The organism is Nonomuraea sp. NPDC052116, assembly GCF_040680035.1.
GTDB classification, from domain to species: Bacteria; Actinomycetota; Actinomycetes; order Streptosporangiales; family Streptosporangiaceae; genus Nonomuraea; species Nonomuraea angiospora_A.
Window position 1 is genome coordinate 59,027 of the sequence record NZ_JBFAWA010000018.1, and the last position, 15,786, is coordinate 74,812.

The window sequence follows — 15,786 nt, forward strand, 5'->3', positions numbered from 1 at the left end:
CGTGCAGGCGGTCCCGCTGGGGGAGACGGTGCCGTCCGCGCTCCCGGGAGGCGCGGCTGGGGGCAGGCTTGATGGACGACCTCGTGGGGATCCGGTGACGGCGCGCGATGGGCGATCAGCACGCCGGCCACCGGACCAGCGAGTCTTTCCCACGTACGCCCCGAACGAGGTGCAGCCTGTGCTCCGTGCCCGGCGCCGCCGCAGGTCCAGACGTTATGAGGCGGCCTCGTGGTAGAAGGCGCGGGCGGCGAAGCCGATCCACTCGGGACGCTCCCAGGTGGTCCAGCGGGCGCGGGCGGCCTGGTCGATCGCCGCCGCGGTCTCCTCCTCGGAGGCGCCGGAGGCACGCAGGCGGGCCGCCTCGGCGCGGACGTAGGCGAGGTAGTCGCGGACGTCGTGGAGCAGGGAGGCGTCGGTCACCTCGCCGTGGCCGGGGACGACGACCTCGGGGGAGAGGCCGATGAGCCGGTCGAGGACGTCGATCCAGCGGGCGCCGTCGACGTCGACGTCATGGGGCGGGAGGTACGGGGTGATCGGGAAGATGCGGGTCTCGAACAGGTCGCCGCCGAAGAGGATGCGGTCGTCGACGAGGATGATCTGGTCGGAGGCGGTGTGCGCCGGGCCGGCGGTGCGCAGGACCGCGGTCCGGCCGCCGAGGTCGAGCTCCGCCTCGCCGTCGTAGACGAGGTCGGGGTCGACGAGGGTGACGTCCTGGAGCTCGGCCGCTACGGCGGGGCTCAGCCCCTTGAACATGTCGAGGTAGGCCGCGCCCTTGCGGCGCAGCTCGGCGCGCTGGGCGGCGTTGTAGACGATGGTCGCGGCCCCCTGGAAGGCCTGCGCGCCGAAGCCGTGCTCGGGGTGGAAGTGGGTGACGGTCAGGTACAGGCGCCGGTCGCCGGCCAGGAGGCGGGCCTGTTCCAGGACGTGGGCGCCGTTGCGGGGTCCCATGCCGGTGTCGATCACCAGCGCGGCCCGCTCGCCCACGACGATGCCCACGTTGGGGACGAGTTCGACGCGGCCGTCAGGGATGACGTACACGCCGTCGGCCACCTCGACCGGCTCGCCCCGCACGATCGGTGGCGGGCTCTGCCGGACGTCCGGCACGACGCTCTGTCCGGCGGACGGCGAAGACGCGGTGGGGCACATGACCCACTCCAATCTGAACAGTGTTGAGATGGCTTTTCGCGCAGCGTAACACGGATCTGATCGGTGTTAAGATCGGCTCATGGCCAAGGCGCGTTACCACCACGGCGACCTGCGAGCGGCGCTCCTGGACGCCGCCGAAGGGCTTGTGCGCGAGCGCGGGGCCGACGGCTGGTCGCTACGCGAGGCCTCCGCCCGGGTCGGCGTCAGTCCCAGCGCCGCCTACCACCACTTCGCCTCGCGCGACACGCTCGTCCGTGCCCTGTCCGAACGGATCCTCTCCCGCCTCGGCGACCTCCTAGCGGACGCCTGCGAACAGGCCGGCGAGCTGAGCGGTGCAGGTGCCGGCCCGCGGGTGCCCGTCGGCGAGACCGCCGATCCTCTGCGGCGCCTGATCGCCCTCGGTCGCGGTTACCTGCACTGGGCGGTCGAGGACCCGGCCGTGGCCCGCCTCGTCTTCGGGGCCGGCGCCACCGGCCCGGACTCCCGCGTCTCGCCCCACCCGCACGACGTCCTGACAGCCGAGCTCGACCGCCTCGCCGACCTCGGCGCCCTCCCGGCGGCGTCGCGCCCGGGGGCCGAGTTCGTCGTCTGGGCGCCCATCCACGGCCTCGCGGTCCTGCTCATCGACGGCCTGATCCGCGTCGACGACGCCCGGGCCTTCGACCTCCAGGCCGAACGCGTCATCCGCGCCACCCTCAACGGCCTGTGCCAGGAGCCCGCCCCCTCCGAGGGCTGGCCCGCCGTCCACACCACGCACACCGACCGCCGCCGGTCACACCTTGGCCAGGAAGGCGAACAGGTTGGCCCGGGTGCGGGCGACCTTCTCCGGCAGGCTGAGTGACTCGTCGATGGCCCCGTCGCCCGCGGCCTTCTTCTTGCCGCGTACGTACAGGGAGCAGTCGAGGTCGGTGCACAGATACTGCCCGACCGAGTTGCCCTGACGGCCGGCCTCGCCGGTCCGGCGCGCGGTCATCAGCGCGACGCCGCCGCTGGTGTGCATGGTCAGGCACAGCGAGCACATGCTGCGCGAGGTGAAGCCGCGCGACGTGCCGGACGTCACCCGGAGCGCGATCCCGACGAAGGAGCCGTCGCGTTCGGCCACCAGGTAGGCGCGTTCGGGCGCGCCCGGATCTCGCCACCCGAGGAAGTCGAGGTCTTCCCAGGGGCTCTGCGTGAAGTCCCGGGGCATGCTGAGGCGCTGGGTCTCGCCCTTGGAGCAGTTGATGAACGATGTGCGGATGTCCCGCTCGGTGACTGGTCTCATGGGCGGCGAGGCTAGCTCTCCTTAAGGCTATTATGCAAATACTTAAAGGGTGTAAGAAAGGTGGGCGCATGGCGCGGGCGGGAGTGACCCCGGAGCGGCTGACCAGCGCGGCGGCGGACCTGGCCGATGAGATCGGCTTCCAGAACGTGACCGTCTCGGCGCTCGCGCGCGGGTTCGGGGTCAAGCCCGCGGCCCTGTACGCGCACGTCAAGGACGCGCAGGACCTGCGGTTCAGGGTGCGGGAGCTGGCCCTGGGGGAGCTCGCCGACAGGGTCGCCGCCGCGCTGGCCGGCCGGGCGGGCAAGGAGGCGCTGGTGGCCTTCGCCAACGCCTACCGGGACTACGCGAAGGAGCACCCGGGCAGGTACGCCGCCGCGCAGCTCGAACTCGACCCGGTGACGGCGGCCACCAGCGCGGCGGGCCGGCACGCGGAGCTGGCGCGGGCGCTCCTGCGCGGCTACGACCTGTCGGATCCCGACCAGACGGACGCGATACGGCTGCTGGGCGGCACTTTCCATGGATACGTGTCCCTGGAGACGACGGGCCGGTTTGCCACCCACCCGCGCAGCGCCGACGTGTCGTGGTCCAGGGCCCTGGACGCGCTGGACGTCCTGCTCAGAAACTGGCCGGGAGCCTGAAGCTCTGTAGCGGCCCTGTGGCGGATATATAGCTTCTGCGCCGAGTGTCGTGCGAAGAGCAGTCGCTGTAAGGAGGCGAGAAAAGTGGCCGAAAGCGCCTTCCTCATCGCCTTGGTGGTGCTGGCCGGCACCGTCATCCTGCGGCGGAACGTGGGGCGGTATCTGTCCCGCCGGGGTCGTCCGCCCCGCACCGCGCCCGTGTTCGTGCCGCCTTGCTGCGGCCCGGCCGCCGCTCGCCGCCGCCTTCGGCGAGGCCGGTCGGCCAGGTGCGCGTACGAGCGGGTGCGGCGCCATGCCTGACATCTAACAGTGCTTATATAAGTGCTGTTACGATTGGCTCATGGCCGATCCCCATGAGCTCGACCCCAGCAGGCAGAGCCTCTGGCGCCCGCTGCGACTGCTCCAGGCGTCGATGGACGCCGACATCGCCCGGATCTACGCCGAGGAGCGGATCGAGGGGCTCAAGCCGAGCTACGTGATGGAGCTGCTCCGGCTGCACGCCCGCGGACCGATGACCATCACCGAGCTGGCCGAGTCGGTCAACCGGACGCATTCCGCGCTCAGCCAGAAGGTGGCCGCGATGCGCGAGGCCGGCTGGGTCGAGACCGTCGCGGGCGACGACGCGCGCAGCAAGAAGGTGACGCTCACCGACCGCGCCCGCGGCGTCGTCGGCCGCCTGGCGGCGGAGTGGCGGGCCACCGAGGCCGCCCTCGCCGACCTCGAGGCCGAGGTCCCCTATCCGCTCTCCCGGGTCGTCACCGACATCGAGCAGGCCCTCGAACGCCGGAGCTTCCACGACCGGATCGCCGAGAAGCTGGCACAGGACCCCGAGTGGGGCTGAGGAGCACGCTGCTCGACGTGACCCCGCTCCGGTCGTCACCGCGGTTCCGGCGGTTATGGATCGGCCAGGCCCTGTCCGGTTTCGGCGGCCAGATGACGATCGTCGCGGTGATGTTCCAGGTCTGGGAGATGACCGGCAGCACCGCGTGGACCGGCGCCGTCGGCCTGGCGCAGGCGATCCCGCTCGTCGTGCTCGGCCTGTTCGCCGGATCGCTCGTCGACCGGGTGGATCGCCGGAGGCTCTGCCTGATCACGACCGTCGGGCATGCCGTGTGCTCGCTCCTTCTCACGCTCCAGGGCTTCTTCGGGCCCCTCCCGCCCGCCGGGATCCTGGGGCTGGTGGTCGCGCATTCCTGCTTCGGGGCTGTCGGAGGCCCGGCCTCCCGTACGTTCATCGCGCACCTCCTGCCCAAGCACCAGCTGGCCGCCGGGCTGGCGCTGAGGCGCATCTCCTTCCAGGGCGCCATGCTGATGGGACCCGCGCTGGGCGGGCTGATCGTGGGCGCGCTGGGCGTCGGCGGCTGCTACCTGATCGACACGCTCACCTTCGTCGCCGCGTTCTACGGCGTGATCGGTCTGCCGCGGATGAGTCCCGAGGGCGCGCCCGCCCGTCCCGGACTGCGCGGCGTGCTGGACGGCCTGGCCTTCCTGTCCCGCACTCCCGTCGTTCGCGGAGCGCTGCTCACGGACCTCGCCACCACTGTGCTGTCCATGCCGATCAGCCTGTTCCCCTTGATCAACGCGGAGCGGTTCGGCGGCGACCCGCGCACACTCGGGCTGTTCCTCACGGCCATGGCCGTCGGTGGCGTCGTGGCCTCCGTCTTCTCCGGGACCTTCACCCGGCTGCCCCGGCCCGGCCTGGTCATGCTCGCCGGATCCGCCACGTGGGGCGGGGCGCTCGCGCTGTTCGGCGTGTCGACCGGCCCGTGGGCCGGGCTGGCCTTCCTCGTCCTGGCCGGCGCCGCCGACACCGTCTCCGTGGTGTCCCGGAGCACGATCGTCCAGCTGCACACCCCGAACGAGCTGCTCGGCCGGGTCAGCGCCGCCGAACAGATCGTCGGGCAGGCCGGCCCCGACCTCGGCAACATGCGCGGAGGCCTCGTCGCGGACGCCACCTCGGGAGCGGCGGCGCTGATCAGCGGCGGCCTGCTCTGCCTCGCCGCCGTCGCCGCGGTGGGCGCGACCACCCCGGACCTCCGCCGCTCCTCCACCGCCCCCTAGCCAGGATGCTGCGGGAGCGGTCGAGCGACGGCGTTCGTGAGCGGTGAGGTCGGGCGCGGGCATTCGAGGATCGACCGGGTCACCGTCCACGAGACGGCCGACCCCGAGGTCATCGTCACCGAGTACCCGCCTGATCTCGCGCGGGTTTACCCGACTGGCTCACTGCGCCTGACATTTCCCGCTATGGTGCCGAAGATCCCCTACTGTCGTCACAGGAGTCCCATGTCGCGCGTCGAGCCTCTGCGGGAGGGCGATCCCACGGCCGTGGGGCCCTACCGGCTGTTCGGGCGGCTGGGTGCGGGCGGCCAAGGGGTGGTCTACCTGAGCCAGGGACCCGACGGCCGCCCGGTCGCGATCAAAGTGCTGCGCGAGGGGCTCGCCGACGAGCGGTTCGCCAAGGAGATCGACGCGGCGCGGCGGGTGGAGCCGTTCTGCATCGCGCAGGTGCTCGACGCCTCGCTGGGCCCGCGGCCGTACATCGTGACCGAGTACGTCGAAGGGCCCTCGCTTCAGCAGGCCGGTCGTCACGTCGGCGCCGATCTGCAGCGGCTCGCGGTGGCGACCGCGACCGCGCTGGCGGCCATCCACCAGGCGGGCATCGTCCACCGCGACTTCAAGCCCGCCAACGTGCTGCTCGGGCAGGGCGGGCCGCGGGTGATCGACTTCGGGATCGCCCGGTCCGTCGAAGCGGGGGCGACGGCCACCAGCAGCATCGTGGGGACGCCCGCGTACATGGCGCCCGAGCAGCTCGCCGGTGAGCGGATCGGGCCGGCCGTGGACGTGTTCGCGTGGGCGTCGGTGATGGTGTTCGCCGCCACCGGGACGCCTCCGTTCGGCGAGGACTCGCTGCCCGCGGTGATCAACCGCATCCTGCACAACGAGCCGCAGGTCGGCGACCTGCCGCAACCGCTGCGCACGATCCTCCTGGCGTGCCTGGCCAAGGATCCGGCCCACCGGCCGAGCATGCAGGACGTGTTGCTGTGGGTCCTGGGCGGACAGGCCCCCGGGCCTCCGGCCGGGGCCGGCGGCGGCAGCGGTGTGTCCACGGTCCCGGGACGGCGGCGGCGCGGGAAGGGGACGGCGGTCATCGCGGTCGTCTCCGGGGTGGGGGCGCTGGCGGTCGCGGGCGCCGTCGCCTGGGCCGCCACGAACGTCCGGTTCCAGCCACAGCGGCCGAGCACGCAGGCGCTGGCGTTGACCTCCGCCGGGACGCCGGCCCGGACCTCGACCCCGGCTCCCGCTTCGACTCCGACCAAAGCGCGCCAGCGTCCGAAAAGGAGCAAGAGCCCGTCGGAGCCGGTGACCCCGACCGTGAAGAAGACCGTGAAGCCGACGCAGCCCGCTCCCAAGCCGACGACCGCGTCGGCGAAGCCCTCGTCGGGCGGTGGTTCCTTCCGGGTGGTGTGGATCCGGGCCATGGGCGCCAGGAAGGCCAACACCCAGGACTGCCAGATCGGCCAGACCAACACCTTCGGCCTGGTCGAGGGGACCAAGCTGGCCACCAGGTTCCACTACGAATGGATCCTGGACGGACGCGTGGTCGAGCGCTCCGAGTCCGTCATCGCCGAATCCCACACCATGCAGGTCGTCGGCCCGCTCGTGACGTCGAACGGCCCTCACAAGATCACGCTCCGCGTCACCTCGCCCGCGACGGCGTCCAGGGCGCTCTCGTTCACCATCTGCCCGGTCGGGACGGAGTGATGAACCCGCTCCTGCCGGAGGATCCCCCGGCCGTGGGCCCCTACCGGCTGCTCGGGCGGCTGGGCGTGGGCGGCCAAGGGGTGGTCTACCTCGGGCAGGGGCCGGACGGGCGGCGGGTCGCGGTGAAGGTGCTGGTGGACGGCCTGGCCGACGACCATCGCTTCGCCAAGGAGATCGACGCGGCGCGCCGGGTGGAGCCGTTCTGCATCGCTCAGGTGCTCGACGCCTCGCTGGGCGGCCGGCCGTACATCGTGACCGAGTACGTCGAAGGGCCCTCGCTCCATCAGGCCGGTCGCCACTTCGGCGCCGACCTGCAGCGGCTCGCGGTGGCGACCGCGACCGCGCTGGCGGCCATCCACCGGGCCGGGGTGGTGCATCGCGACTTCAAGCCCGCCAACGTGCTGCTCGGCCGGGACGGGCCGCGGGTCATCGACTTCGGGATCGCCCGCGCGGCCGGCCATTCGCTGACCGTGACGAGCAGCATCGTCGGCACGCCCGCGTACATGGCGCCCGAGCAGCTCGCGGGCGCCCCGCTCGGTCCCGCGGTGGACGTGTTCGCGTGGGCGTCGGTGATGGTGTTCGCCGCCACCGGGACGCCTCCGTTCGGCAACGACTCGCTGCCCGCGGTGATCCGGCGCATCCTGCACGACCAGCCGTACCTGGGCGACCTGCCGGGTCCGCTGCGCCCGATCGTGCTGGCCTGCCTGGCCAAGGACCCCGCCGCCCGGCCCGCCATGCAGGACGTCCTGCTCCGGCTCATCGGCGCCCCGCCCACCGGCCCGACGGGCGAGGTCGCGGGCCGCCGGGATGGCGCCGGGGCGAGCCGCCCGCGCGGAAAGGCGCTGCTGGCCGGCGCCGGGGCACTGGCGGTGGCCGGGGCCCTGGTGGCCGGGGCGATCATGTGGATGCCCGCACCGGCGACGACGGCCGCCCCCAGCGTGGCGACGACACCCGCGCCCTCACCCTCGGCCGCGGGCCAGGGCGCCACCGGCGCACCCAGCGCGTCGGCCAAGAAACCTGCCAGGACCCCCGCCAAGACGCCCAGCGCGCCCGTCCGGAAGGCGCGTCCCACCAGGACGGCCGGCTCCACCCCCACCCCCACCGTCTCCCGCGCCCGGCCGACCCCCAAGCCCACGAAGACCACGAAGGCCACGAAGACCACGGCCGCGCCGGCGGGGACGGTACGCCTGGTGTCGCTGACGCTGGACGGCCTGCGGACCGAGAAGGGCTGCTGGTCGCCCAGCCTCTTCCCGGTCGCCTCGCTCAGGGGCCCGTCGGGCAGGCAGGTGGAGTACGGCTACCGCTGGGTGGTGGACGGCCAGGACGAGGGCTGGAAGACGGACTGGGTCACCGGCACGACCAAGAACCGCCGCAACCCCTTCGGCGCCTTCGAACCGGGCCGGCACACGATCGTCTTCCACCTGCTGACACCCTCGAAGGCCACCAGGCGAGTGGCGTTCACGGTGTGCGAGCGCTACTCCTAGAGTTCGGCCGCCACCGGGGACGCGTCCTCGAAGTCCTTGTCCAGGGCGTCGGTCCACGAAGGCTTCGTCTCCTCGTACCCCTTGGCGTGCAGCCGGTAGAGCGTGGCGTACAGGCCGTCCAGGGCCATGAGCTCCGCGTGGCTGCCCAGCTCGCGGATCGTGCCGCCGTCCAGGACCACGATGAGGTCGGCGGTGCGCACGGTCGCGAACCTGTGCGAGACGAAGACCGTGATCGTGCCGTTCTCCGTCTGGCTCGCGGCGATCTGGAAGCGCCGGAAGATCTCGTACTCGCTCGCTGGGTCGAGGCTGGCGGCCGGCTCGTCGAGGACGCGGAGGATCGGCGCCTCCCGCATCATCGAACGGGTCAGCGCGACCTTCTGCCACTGCCCGCCCGACAGGTCGGTGCCGCCCGGGAACGTGGGGCCGAGCTGGGTCCGCAGGCCATGGGGGAGCAGGCCGGGCAGGCCGGACCCGCCCGCGCGGTCGAGGGCGTCCCTGACGGCGGGCTCGTCGTCGATGCGGGGCAGGTCGCCGATGCCGGCCGACTCCTGCAGCAGGAACTCCAGGCGGCAGAAGTCCTGGAAGCAGGCCGTCACCCGGTCGCGCCAGGCCTGGACGTCGTAGCCGGCCAGGTCGTTCCCGCCGTACGTGATCCGGCCCGCGGTGGGGTCGTACAGCCGGCACAGCAGCTTGACCAGCGTCGTCTTCCCGGCGCCGTTCTCGCCGACGACGGCCACGGTGCGGCCGGCGGGAAGCCGCAGCGACACGTCCCGCAACACCGGCCGGGCGGCGTCCGGGTAGCTGAAGGAGACGTTCTCCAGGACGAGGTCGGAGCCGGCGGAGGGCGCGGGGGCGCCGGCCTCCCGCGGCCGGATGCGGGCCCTGGCATGGTCGTCCAGCCACAGGTAGTAGCCCATGGCGCGCAGCGTCTTCTGCATCCAGGTGAGCATCTGGATCAACCCGGAGACGCTGCCGGTCAGCTGGCCGCCCAGCGCGATGGTGAGGACGACGTCACCGGGGCTCGCCTGGCCCCGCAGCGCCGCCGTGACGACGAGGTAGAGCGCGCCGGCGAAGCCCGCGCCGAAGATCAGCCAGCCGACGGAGGTCCACATGGCCGTACGGACCTCCGCCTGCCGCCGGGGCCTGTCGACCTGCTCCCACAGGGCGCGGTGGCGGCCGGCGATCTCCTCCTGCAGGCCGAAGACCCGCAGCTCCTTGGCCGCGCTCGGGGAGCAGGCGGTCGTGAACAGCCCCTGCCGCAGCCGCGCCGGCGCCACGGTCGTCTCCTCCGCCCTGGCGGTGGCCTGCTCGCCGCGCCGTACGGCGAGCACCGTGGGCAGGGCCAGGAACAGCAGGAGGAGGAACTCCGGGCGGACGCTCATCAGCAGCGCGACGGTGGAGCCGAAGGCGACGAGCGCCCGCAGGTTCTCCACCAGGGCTCCGAAGGCCGAGCCGAGCGAGGTGCGGTGGCTGCGGAGCAGTTCGAGCTGGTCCTGATAGGGCGGATATTCGTGGTGGTCCAGGTGCGGCAGGCCGCTGGTCATCGCCATGATGCGCTGGTCGAGCAGGAGCCCGACCCGCTGCTGGAGCCGGATGCGCAGGTCCGCGGCGACCGTGCCCGCGAGCTGGCCGGCGACGAGCGCGCCCGCCAGGATGAGGGCGGCGGTCAGCATGCCGGGCAGGTCCGCCTCGACCGCGGAGTTCACCATGCGCTGCAGGCCGACCGCCGTCACGGCGGCGACCGCGCCGACCACGGGCGCGAGCCCGAGGACGAGGGCGGCCCGGGGGGCGTCGGCCTTGAAGGCGGCCCCGATCAGCAGGGCCATGGCCCGGACGGCGACGCGCGGGGAGGTTCGGTCAGACATGGCGGGCCTCCCTGAACGGCGCGCTCTGCAGGGTGAACAGGTGGGCGTACCGCCCGTCGAGTGCCATCAGCTCCTCGTGCGAGCCGTACTCGATGACCTCGCCGCCGTCGATCACGCAGATGCGGTCCGCCAGCCGTACCGTGGCGAACCGGTGGGACACCAGGATCGTGGTGAGCCCGCGGGTGATCTCCAGGAAGTGCTGGTAGATCTCGGCCTCGGCGCGCACGTCGAGGTTGGCGGTCGGCTCGTCGAGGACGAGCACGCGGGCGCCGTGCTCGACCGCGAACAGCGCGCGGGCCAGCGCGACGCGCTGCCACTGGCCGCCGGACAGGTCGGTGCCGCCCTCGAACCTGCGGCTGAGCGGGGTGTCCCACCCCGCCGGGAGCCTGGGCAGGAAGTCGTTGAGGCCGGAGAGCTTGGCGGCACGGTCGAACGCGCCGTTGGAGCGGTCGGCGTCGAGCCGTCCGAATCCGACGTTGTCCCGCAGGGACAGCTCGTAGCGGACGAAGTCCTGGAAGACGATCGCCAGCTGGCGGCGCCAGGCGAGCGGGTCGAGGGTACGCAGGTCCACGCCGTCGACCGTGATCCGGCCGGAGACGGGGTCGTAGAGCCGGGCCAGCAACTTGATCAGCGTGCTCTTGCCGGCGCCGTTCATCCCGACGATCGCCAGTGACGAACCGGCCGGGATGCTCAGGTCCAGGCCCTTCAGGACCGGACGGTCGGGGTAGCCGAACCGTACGTCCTCGAACCGGATCCCCTGCGCGGGCCACCGCTCGTCCGGCGCGACGGTGTCCGGCCGGCTGAGCTCGGCCTCCACCCCGAGCCGGCCGACCGCCAGGGCGTGCGGCACGGTGGCGCTCGCCTGGGCCAGGATCCACTGGATGTCCCCGATCCAGCCCAGCGCGGCCATGGCCGCGATGGCCTGCAGGGCGACGGTGATCGACTCCACGTCGAGCCGCCCGCCCGCCACGGCGAAGGCCAGGTACGCGAACACGGCGGCATGGGACAGCGCCAGCACGACCGGGCCCACCGTCCTGCTGAGCAGCCGGCCCGACCCGGCCAGCGCGTCCATGCCGACGAGCCAGGCCCGGGTGAAGCGGTCGTGCAGCCAGTCCTGGAAGCCGAAGACCCTGACCTCCTTGGCCGCGGCGTCGCCGATCGCGAGATCCCGGGCGTAGGCGGCCTGCCGGAGCGCGGGCATCGACTCTTCCTCGGCGTCCACGGCCTTCCTGACCTCGCGCAGCCGCCATCGGGACAACGTGATCCACGCGGCGGCCAGCGGCAGCGGCAGCCACCATTCGACGGTGGCGAGCAGGATCGCCGCGGCGAGCCCGCTCAACCGGCTGGTCGCGAGCCTCGTGAGAGACGTCACGGCGTCGCCGGGCGGATAGCCCGTCGCCAGTCCCTGCGCGAGCTGGATGCGGTCGGCGATCGCGGGATCGCTGAGATGACCGATGCCGACCGGCCGGAGCGCTCCTTCGAGGGTCGTCTGGCCGAGCGTCGCGTTGAGCCGCCGCGCCAGCTCGCTGGAGATCATCCCCTGGACGGGCGTGAGGGCCAGCCGCGCCACGAAGACGGCGATGAAGACGGCCAGATCCAGCGCGAGGCCCGCGTCCCCTGCCGCACGGCTTGCCACGTCTCCGACGACGGCGGCGCCGGCCAGCATGAATCCGCTACTCAGCAGGGCCTGCAGGAGCACGACGGCGGTCAGGGCAGCGGTCAGCGGGAGCGACACGCGCGGCAGGAGGCGGACCACCTCCAGCACGCCGCTCGCGCCGCGACCGCCGGTCACCTCAGTCCCAGTCCGGCCAGCCATCGCCGGTCACCTCCGCTCCTCGTCAGCAGCGCGGACAGCATCCCGGGTGCGCCCATCAGTAATGACCAGCCGGTCTCCGCGAGCGCGGCGGGCTCGTCGAGGCGGCCCATGAGGTGGTCCGTCAGGTGATCCGCGAGTTTCGCCGCCTCCGGCAGCCCGGCGCATCGGGCGAAGGAGTCGAACACGAGCATCAGTCCGGCGGCCCCGTGGCAGATGCCCAGGTCGTCCAGATAAAGGTCATCGTCGTACGCCGCCAGGAACGATCGCGCCGACTCGAGGGCGAAGGCGGCCAGGTCGTCGTCGCCGAGCACGCGTGCGGCCTCCCACAGTGTCCAGGCGTTGCCGGGACAGCCGTAGCACCACGCCTGCCGCAGCCCGTTTCCCTTGGGCGCGCGATGGCCGTCCAGCCGGGTGGTCCCGAACGGCCAGGTGATCACACCTCTGTCGTCGACGTAGGATTCGGCCACCAGCCGGCCCGCGAGCCGGCGCAGCAGGTCGTTCAGCTCCTCACTCAGCCCGTCGGCGTCGGCGGCGGCGCGCAGGGCGGTCACGATGCCGGGCAGCCCGTGGGCCAGGCCCAGATTGATGCGGTCGACGTTCCAGCCGCGCAGCTTCTCGCCCTGGTACTGGCCCACCCGCAACCTGGACAGTGCCTCGTCCTCGCAGAGCAGCGCCAGCCGGGCGATCAGCGGTGCCCGGCCCGCGGCGTCGATGCCGGGATCGATGGCGAACGCCACGAGGACACCCGCCGGGCCCACGATGAGGTCGTAGTCCTCCCATCCGACGTTCGCGGTCCGCCAGCGCGGGGCGGCCACGTACTCGATGAGCCTGGCCCGCTGTTTCGCCAGCGGCTCGTTCAGCCGCGGCCACGCCGTGGCGGCGATCCGCAGGCCGAACATCCTGGACGACGCGCCGCCGCCGAAAAGGCCCGGGTGGTAGTGAGGGCTGCGGAAGTCGCGCAGCCACGTGACCACGGCGCGGGAGGCGGCTGACTCATCCGGCGGACGAGTCTGACCGGCGGCCAGCGCGGCGAGGATGGCCGGTCCGGAGTCCGGCCTGTTCTGCGCCGGCTCGGCCGGCACGGCGTATTCCCGAAGGAGTGTCTCGGCGACCGCCTGCACGGCGGCTCGTTCGAGCACGTGGGTCGATGTCACGACGATGCCCTTTCAGCGGATGCCGGCTCACATGTGGATCGCCAAGGACGCCGCCTGTTCGCGGCGCCCCTGGCGATCGCGGTTCAGCAGGTCCCGGTGCACATTCCGCTGCACGGGTCGGTGAACGCGGGGTCCGAAATGCTGTGGACCTCGAGCTCGTCGACCAGTTCCTCGACGTCGTCCTGGGGCTCGGGGATGTCCTGGGGCTCGGGGGTGGTGTTCTCGGACATGGCTGGCCACCTTTCTGTCTTGTCTTGACGGGGTGTTTCGGGCATCCGGCCGGTCACGTCGTTCCGGCCGAAATCTGGGCCGCGGCGGCCGCCAGCGCTGTGGGCGGCACCGCGTGGGGCAATCGAACGGCGACCTCGGAGGCCACGCGCTCGGTACCGTGGTCCGACACGCTCAGCTCGTCGGCCGCGGGCAACATCTCCGTGACGGTGAGCTCGTCCCCGGCCGCGAGCTCCTTGAGGGCCTGCTCGAACACCCGGACCGCGCGCACGCTTTCCAGGTCGCAGGCCAGCGGCCGGTATCCGGACGGGCCGGCGACGAACACCCACCGGGGCAGCCCGAGCCGGTCCCGCAGCCTGCTGAGCGCCCGTAGCCCGGCCAGGTCTCCGCCGCCGGCGAGGTCCAGCCGATCGGCGGCGATCCGCCACTGCGCGGCGGAGACCACCAGCGATCCCGCCACGGTGATCCGGGGGACGAAGGAGCGTCCGGGGAACGCGGTGAGCGAGCAGCGCAACCGGCGGAACCGGGGGGCATGCTGCTGGGAGTCGGCGCACAGGATCCGGGTCAGCACGCTCCACGGCGTCAGGGGGCTGCGCGTCGCATGGGTGCAGATCCGTACGGGCCTGCCGGCGTGGGAGATCACGACCCGATCCGCTTCACGATGCGCGGTGAGCTCTCCCAGCGGCAGGTACCGCGCCGCCCCGGTACGCCACGTCGTGCCGTAATGGCCGGGGTCGGGGTCGCCGGTCCAGAGGGAGGTGTACCTCGGCCTGCGGATCGCGTTGGCGGCCTGCGGTACCAGCGGCGGAATCAGCAGCTCAACTGACGGTACGCCACTGATTCGGTCGAGCTCGGCGAGAAACGCCCGGTAGGCGTCGGCGGCCGGCACCGCCCCGTGCAGCCGCCGCAGCGTCTCGACGAAGCGCGCGTCGAGGACCGCGGCCGGGCCGGCGTTGTCCAGCACCCACCCGCCGCCGGGGAGCGGGCGGACCACGCAGTCGACCGGCCAGGTGATCGGGGCGTCCGGTGCCCCGACGGCGTCGAGCATCGCCGGGGTGATGTCGATGACGGGTGCCGCGTCCGGCGACGCGGCCATCAGGTCCAGGAGCCGCGCGTAGCCGGAGCCGGGGCGGTGTGCCGGTGGCCAGGCGTTCTGCGGGAGAGTCCGGTGGTTCAGCTCTCCCTCCTCGGTCCGGGCCGCCAGCTCCTCGGCGAACACGTCCATGACGGGGCGCGGTCGCGGGCCGATCCGTTCCCGGAGCCTGCTCTCCGGCTTGGGCTCGTCCTCGCCGATCAGCAGGCCGAGCCTGCGGTACTGCTCGAAGGCCCGCTGCAGGACCGCCAGGTCGGCGGTGAAGGCGCCGTCGGCGCGCCGGTACACGTCGACGAACCCGGCACCGGCGTCGGAGGCGGTCGAGCCGGAGGTCTTCTCCCATCGGCCGCGCCGCTGTCTCAGCGGCGCCGAGACCTCGAGCACGCCGAGCCGGACGAGCTTGCCGACGAGACCCGGAGGCGAGCCGGCCTCCAGCGCGGACACCGGCCGGACGCCGGATCGCAGGGACTCGACGATGCGGTCGAGCGCGGGGCTCCGCCGCAGCCGGTAGACGAGCAGGTCGGGCGTGGCGGAGGCCGGATCGACCGTCCAGACCGCGAGGCGGTCGCCCTCCACCCGGTGCAGGGGGGTCATCGACAGCCGGTGATCCCGGCGCAGCCGGTCCGCGGCCGATCGTGCCAGCTCCAGCCTCCTGGCGTGCACGTTCTCCGTCCAGTCGACGGCGACCTGGCCGTTCACCGAGAGGCCGGACGACTGTTCCGCCACGGGCACCAGTGACACCTGGCCCAGCCAGGTCCGCGGCGTGGTCTTGACCGCGCCGCGGGCGATCATCCGCCAGAGGTAGTCGCTGCGCCTGCGCAGCTTCTTGGAGGTCCACGGCTCGCCTTGGGCCAGCCGCCGCTCGATGTCCGCGAGCACGTCGGAGGTCAGGCAGGCCCGGCCGCCGGGCACGGAGCCGAGCAGGTGCCACGGCGCCTCCAGCAGGCGGTCGTGCTCCTTCTCGACCTGCGCCTCCGCCTGCTCCTCCAGCCACAGGAGCTCGGCGGACAGCGAGGCCACGCGGTCCAGGTGGGCGGTCAGGCCCGGGGCCGCCACGATCTCGCGCAGGCGGCGGGCCTGGTCGCCGGTGAGGGCCTGGCCCTGGTGCAGGCGGCGCCGTACGGCGAGGACCGCCCGCCGTGCCGCGGCCGGCAGCTCCGGCCTCGGCACCACCTCGTCCCCGAGCCGTCCGGCGAGGTCGGACGCCTCCCGGAGGTAGTCGTCGTGGACGTGGTTCAGCGCGCGTACGCACGCGAACAGGTCGGGGGAGGAGGCCGCCAGCCAGAGCCGGATGGGCAGCCCCGCGACGCGGAGCACGGCCGATTCGCTCATCGTG

14 protein-coding genes are annotated in these 15,786 nt (G+C 72.8%); 7 read left to right on the top strand and 7 right to left on the bottom strand.

Annotated features, from left to right (window positions below):
* Nucleotides 1-213 precede the first annotated feature (213 nt).
* Nucleotides 214-1,146 (bottom strand): MBL fold metallo-hydrolase, encoded by a 933-nt coding sequence (locus tag AB0L65_RS31295; protein WP_364252346.1) that lies wholly within the window; start codon nt 1,144-1,146, stop codon nt 214-216.
* A 79-nt stretch (nt 1,147-1,225) separates the two neighbouring features.
* Between AB0L65_RS31295 and AB0L65_RS31300 the strand changes: the two genes are divergently transcribed.
* Entirely contained in the window at nt 1,226-1,987 is a 762-nt protein-coding gene (locus AB0L65_RS31300; RefSeq protein ID WP_364252349.1) for a TetR/AcrR family transcriptional regulator, read from the top strand.
* On the opposite strand, the gene AB0L65_RS31305 is transcribed toward AB0L65_RS31300, so the two are convergent.
* Entirely contained in the window at nt 1,919-2,410 is a 492-nt protein-coding gene (locus AB0L65_RS31305; RefSeq protein ID WP_350733021.1) for an FBP domain-containing protein, read from the bottom strand. The two genes, AB0L65_RS31300 and AB0L65_RS31305, sit on opposite strands and share 69 nt — an antisense overlap.
* Nucleotides 2,411-2,478: 68 nt before the next feature.
* Here AB0L65_RS31305 and AB0L65_RS31310 point away from each other — a divergent pair, with 68 nt between their 5' ends.
* The 6 genes from AB0L65_RS31310 to AB0L65_RS31335 all read left to right on the top strand — a co-directional run bounded on the left by AB0L65_RS31310 (nt 2,479) and on the right by AB0L65_RS31335 (nt 8,294).
* Complete coding sequence (locus tag AB0L65_RS31310) at nt 2,479-3,048, top strand: WHG domain-containing protein (protein WP_364252353.1); 570 nt, start codon at nt 2,479-2,481, stop codon at nt 3,046-3,048.
* An 84-nt stretch (nt 3,049-3,132) separates the two neighbouring features.
* Complete coding sequence (locus AB0L65_RS31315) at nt 3,133-3,348, top strand: hypothetical protein (RefSeq protein ID WP_364252356.1); 216 nt, start codon at nt 3,133-3,135, stop codon at nt 3,346-3,348.
* A gap of 40 nt (nt 3,349-3,388) precedes the next feature.
* Nucleotides 3,389-3,889, top strand: a complete 501-nt coding sequence (locus AB0L65_RS31320) for a MarR family transcriptional regulator (RefSeq protein WP_364252359.1) — start codon at nt 3,389-3,391, stop codon at nt 3,887-3,889.
* Entirely contained in the window at nt 3,880-5,109 is a 1,230-nt protein-coding gene (locus AB0L65_RS31325) for an MFS transporter (RefSeq protein ID WP_364252361.1), read from the top strand. Before AB0L65_RS31320 ends, AB0L65_RS31325 begins: the two co-directional genes overlap by 10 nt.
* A gap of 222 nt (nt 5,110-5,331) precedes the next feature.
* Nucleotides 5,332-6,810 (top strand): protein kinase, encoded by a 1,479-nt coding sequence (locus AB0L65_RS31330; RefSeq protein ID WP_364252363.1) that lies wholly within the window; start codon nt 5,332-5,334, stop codon nt 6,808-6,810.
* On the top strand, nt 6,810-8,294 hold the full coding sequence (locus tag AB0L65_RS31335) for a protein kinase (protein WP_364252366.1): 1,485 nt from the start codon (nt 6,810-6,812) through the stop codon (nt 8,292-8,294). Before AB0L65_RS31330 ends, AB0L65_RS31335 begins: the two co-directional genes overlap by 1 nt.
* Here the strand turns inward: AB0L65_RS31335 and AB0L65_RS31340 are convergent.
* The 5 genes from AB0L65_RS31340 to AB0L65_RS31360 form a co-directional block, all read right to left on the bottom strand.
* Nucleotides 8,291-10,159, bottom strand: coding sequence for an ABC transporter ATP-binding protein (locus AB0L65_RS31340; protein WP_364252373.1), 1,869 nt, complete (start codon nt 10,157-10,159; stop codon nt 8,291-8,293). The two genes, AB0L65_RS31335 and AB0L65_RS31340, sit on opposite strands and share 4 nt — an antisense overlap.
* Nucleotides 10,152-11,975, bottom strand: coding sequence for an ABC transporter ATP-binding protein (locus AB0L65_RS31345; protein ID WP_364252376.1), 1,824 nt, complete (start codon nt 11,973-11,975; stop codon nt 10,152-10,154). Before AB0L65_RS31345 ends, AB0L65_RS31340 begins: the two co-directional genes overlap by 8 nt.
* Nucleotides 11,948-13,129, bottom strand: coding sequence for a lanthionine synthetase LanC family protein (locus AB0L65_RS31350; RefSeq protein ID WP_364252379.1), 1,182 nt, complete (start codon nt 13,127-13,129; stop codon nt 11,948-11,950). Before AB0L65_RS31350 ends, AB0L65_RS31345 begins: the two co-directional genes overlap by 28 nt.
* 83 nt (nt 13,130-13,212) lie before the next feature.
* A complete protein-coding gene (locus AB0L65_RS31355; RefSeq protein WP_363982701.1) occupies nt 13,213-13,359 on the bottom strand; it encodes a hypothetical protein in 147 nt (48 codons plus the stop codon).
* Nucleotides 13,360-13,412: 53 nt separating this feature from the next.
* Nucleotides 13,413-15,782: a lantibiotic dehydratase gene (locus AB0L65_RS31360; RefSeq protein WP_364252793.1), complete on the bottom strand. Its 2,370-nt coding sequence runs from the start codon at nt 15,780-15,782 to the stop codon at nt 13,413-13,415.
* Nucleotides 15,783-15,786: the final 4 nt, after the last annotated feature.

Excerpts from the sequence above, each read along its gene's own strand:
- AB0L65_RS31330 (WP_364252363.1), top strand. The coding sequence starts at position 5,332 with ATGTCGCGCGTCGAGCCTCTGCGGGAGGGCGATCCCACGGCCGTGGGG.
- AB0L65_RS31360 (WP_364252793.1), bottom strand. The coding sequence starts at position 15,782 with ATGAGCGAATCGGCCGTGCTCCGCGTCGCGGGGCTGCCCATCCGGCTC.
- AB0L65_RS31320 (WP_364252359.1), top strand. The coding sequence starts at position 3,389 with ATGGCCGATCCCCATGAGCTCGACCCCAGCAGGCAGAGCCTCTGGCGC.
- AB0L65_RS31310 (WP_364252353.1), top strand. The coding sequence starts at position 2,479 with ATGGCGCGGGCGGGAGTGACCCCGGAGCGGCTGACCAGCGCGGCGGCG.
- AB0L65_RS31345 (WP_364252376.1), bottom strand. The coding sequence starts at position 11,975 with ATGGCTGGCCGGACTGGGACTGAGGTGACCGGCGGTCGCGGCGCGAGC.
- AB0L65_RS31305 (WP_350733021.1), bottom strand. The coding sequence starts at position 2,410 with ATGAGACCAGTCACCGAGCGGGACATCCGCACATCGTTCATCAACTGC.
- AB0L65_RS31355 (WP_363982701.1), bottom strand. The coding sequence starts at position 13,359 with ATGTCCGAGAACACCACCCCCGAGCCCCAGGACATCCCCGAGCCCCAG.
- AB0L65_RS31335 (WP_364252366.1), top strand. The coding sequence starts at position 6,810 with ATGAACCCGCTCCTGCCGGAGGATCCCCCGGCCGTGGGCCCCTACCGG.
- AB0L65_RS31340 (WP_364252373.1), bottom strand. The coding sequence starts at position 10,159 with ATGTCTGACCGAACCTCCCCGCGCGTCGCCGTCCGGGCCATGGCCCTG.
- AB0L65_RS31300 (WP_364252349.1), top strand. The coding sequence starts at position 1,226 with ATGGCCAAGGCGCGTTACCACCACGGCGACCTGCGAGCGGCGCTCCTG.
- AB0L65_RS31295 (WP_364252346.1), bottom strand. The coding sequence starts at position 1,146 with ATGTGCCCCACCGCGTCTTCGCCGTCCGCCGGACAGAGCGTCGTGCCG.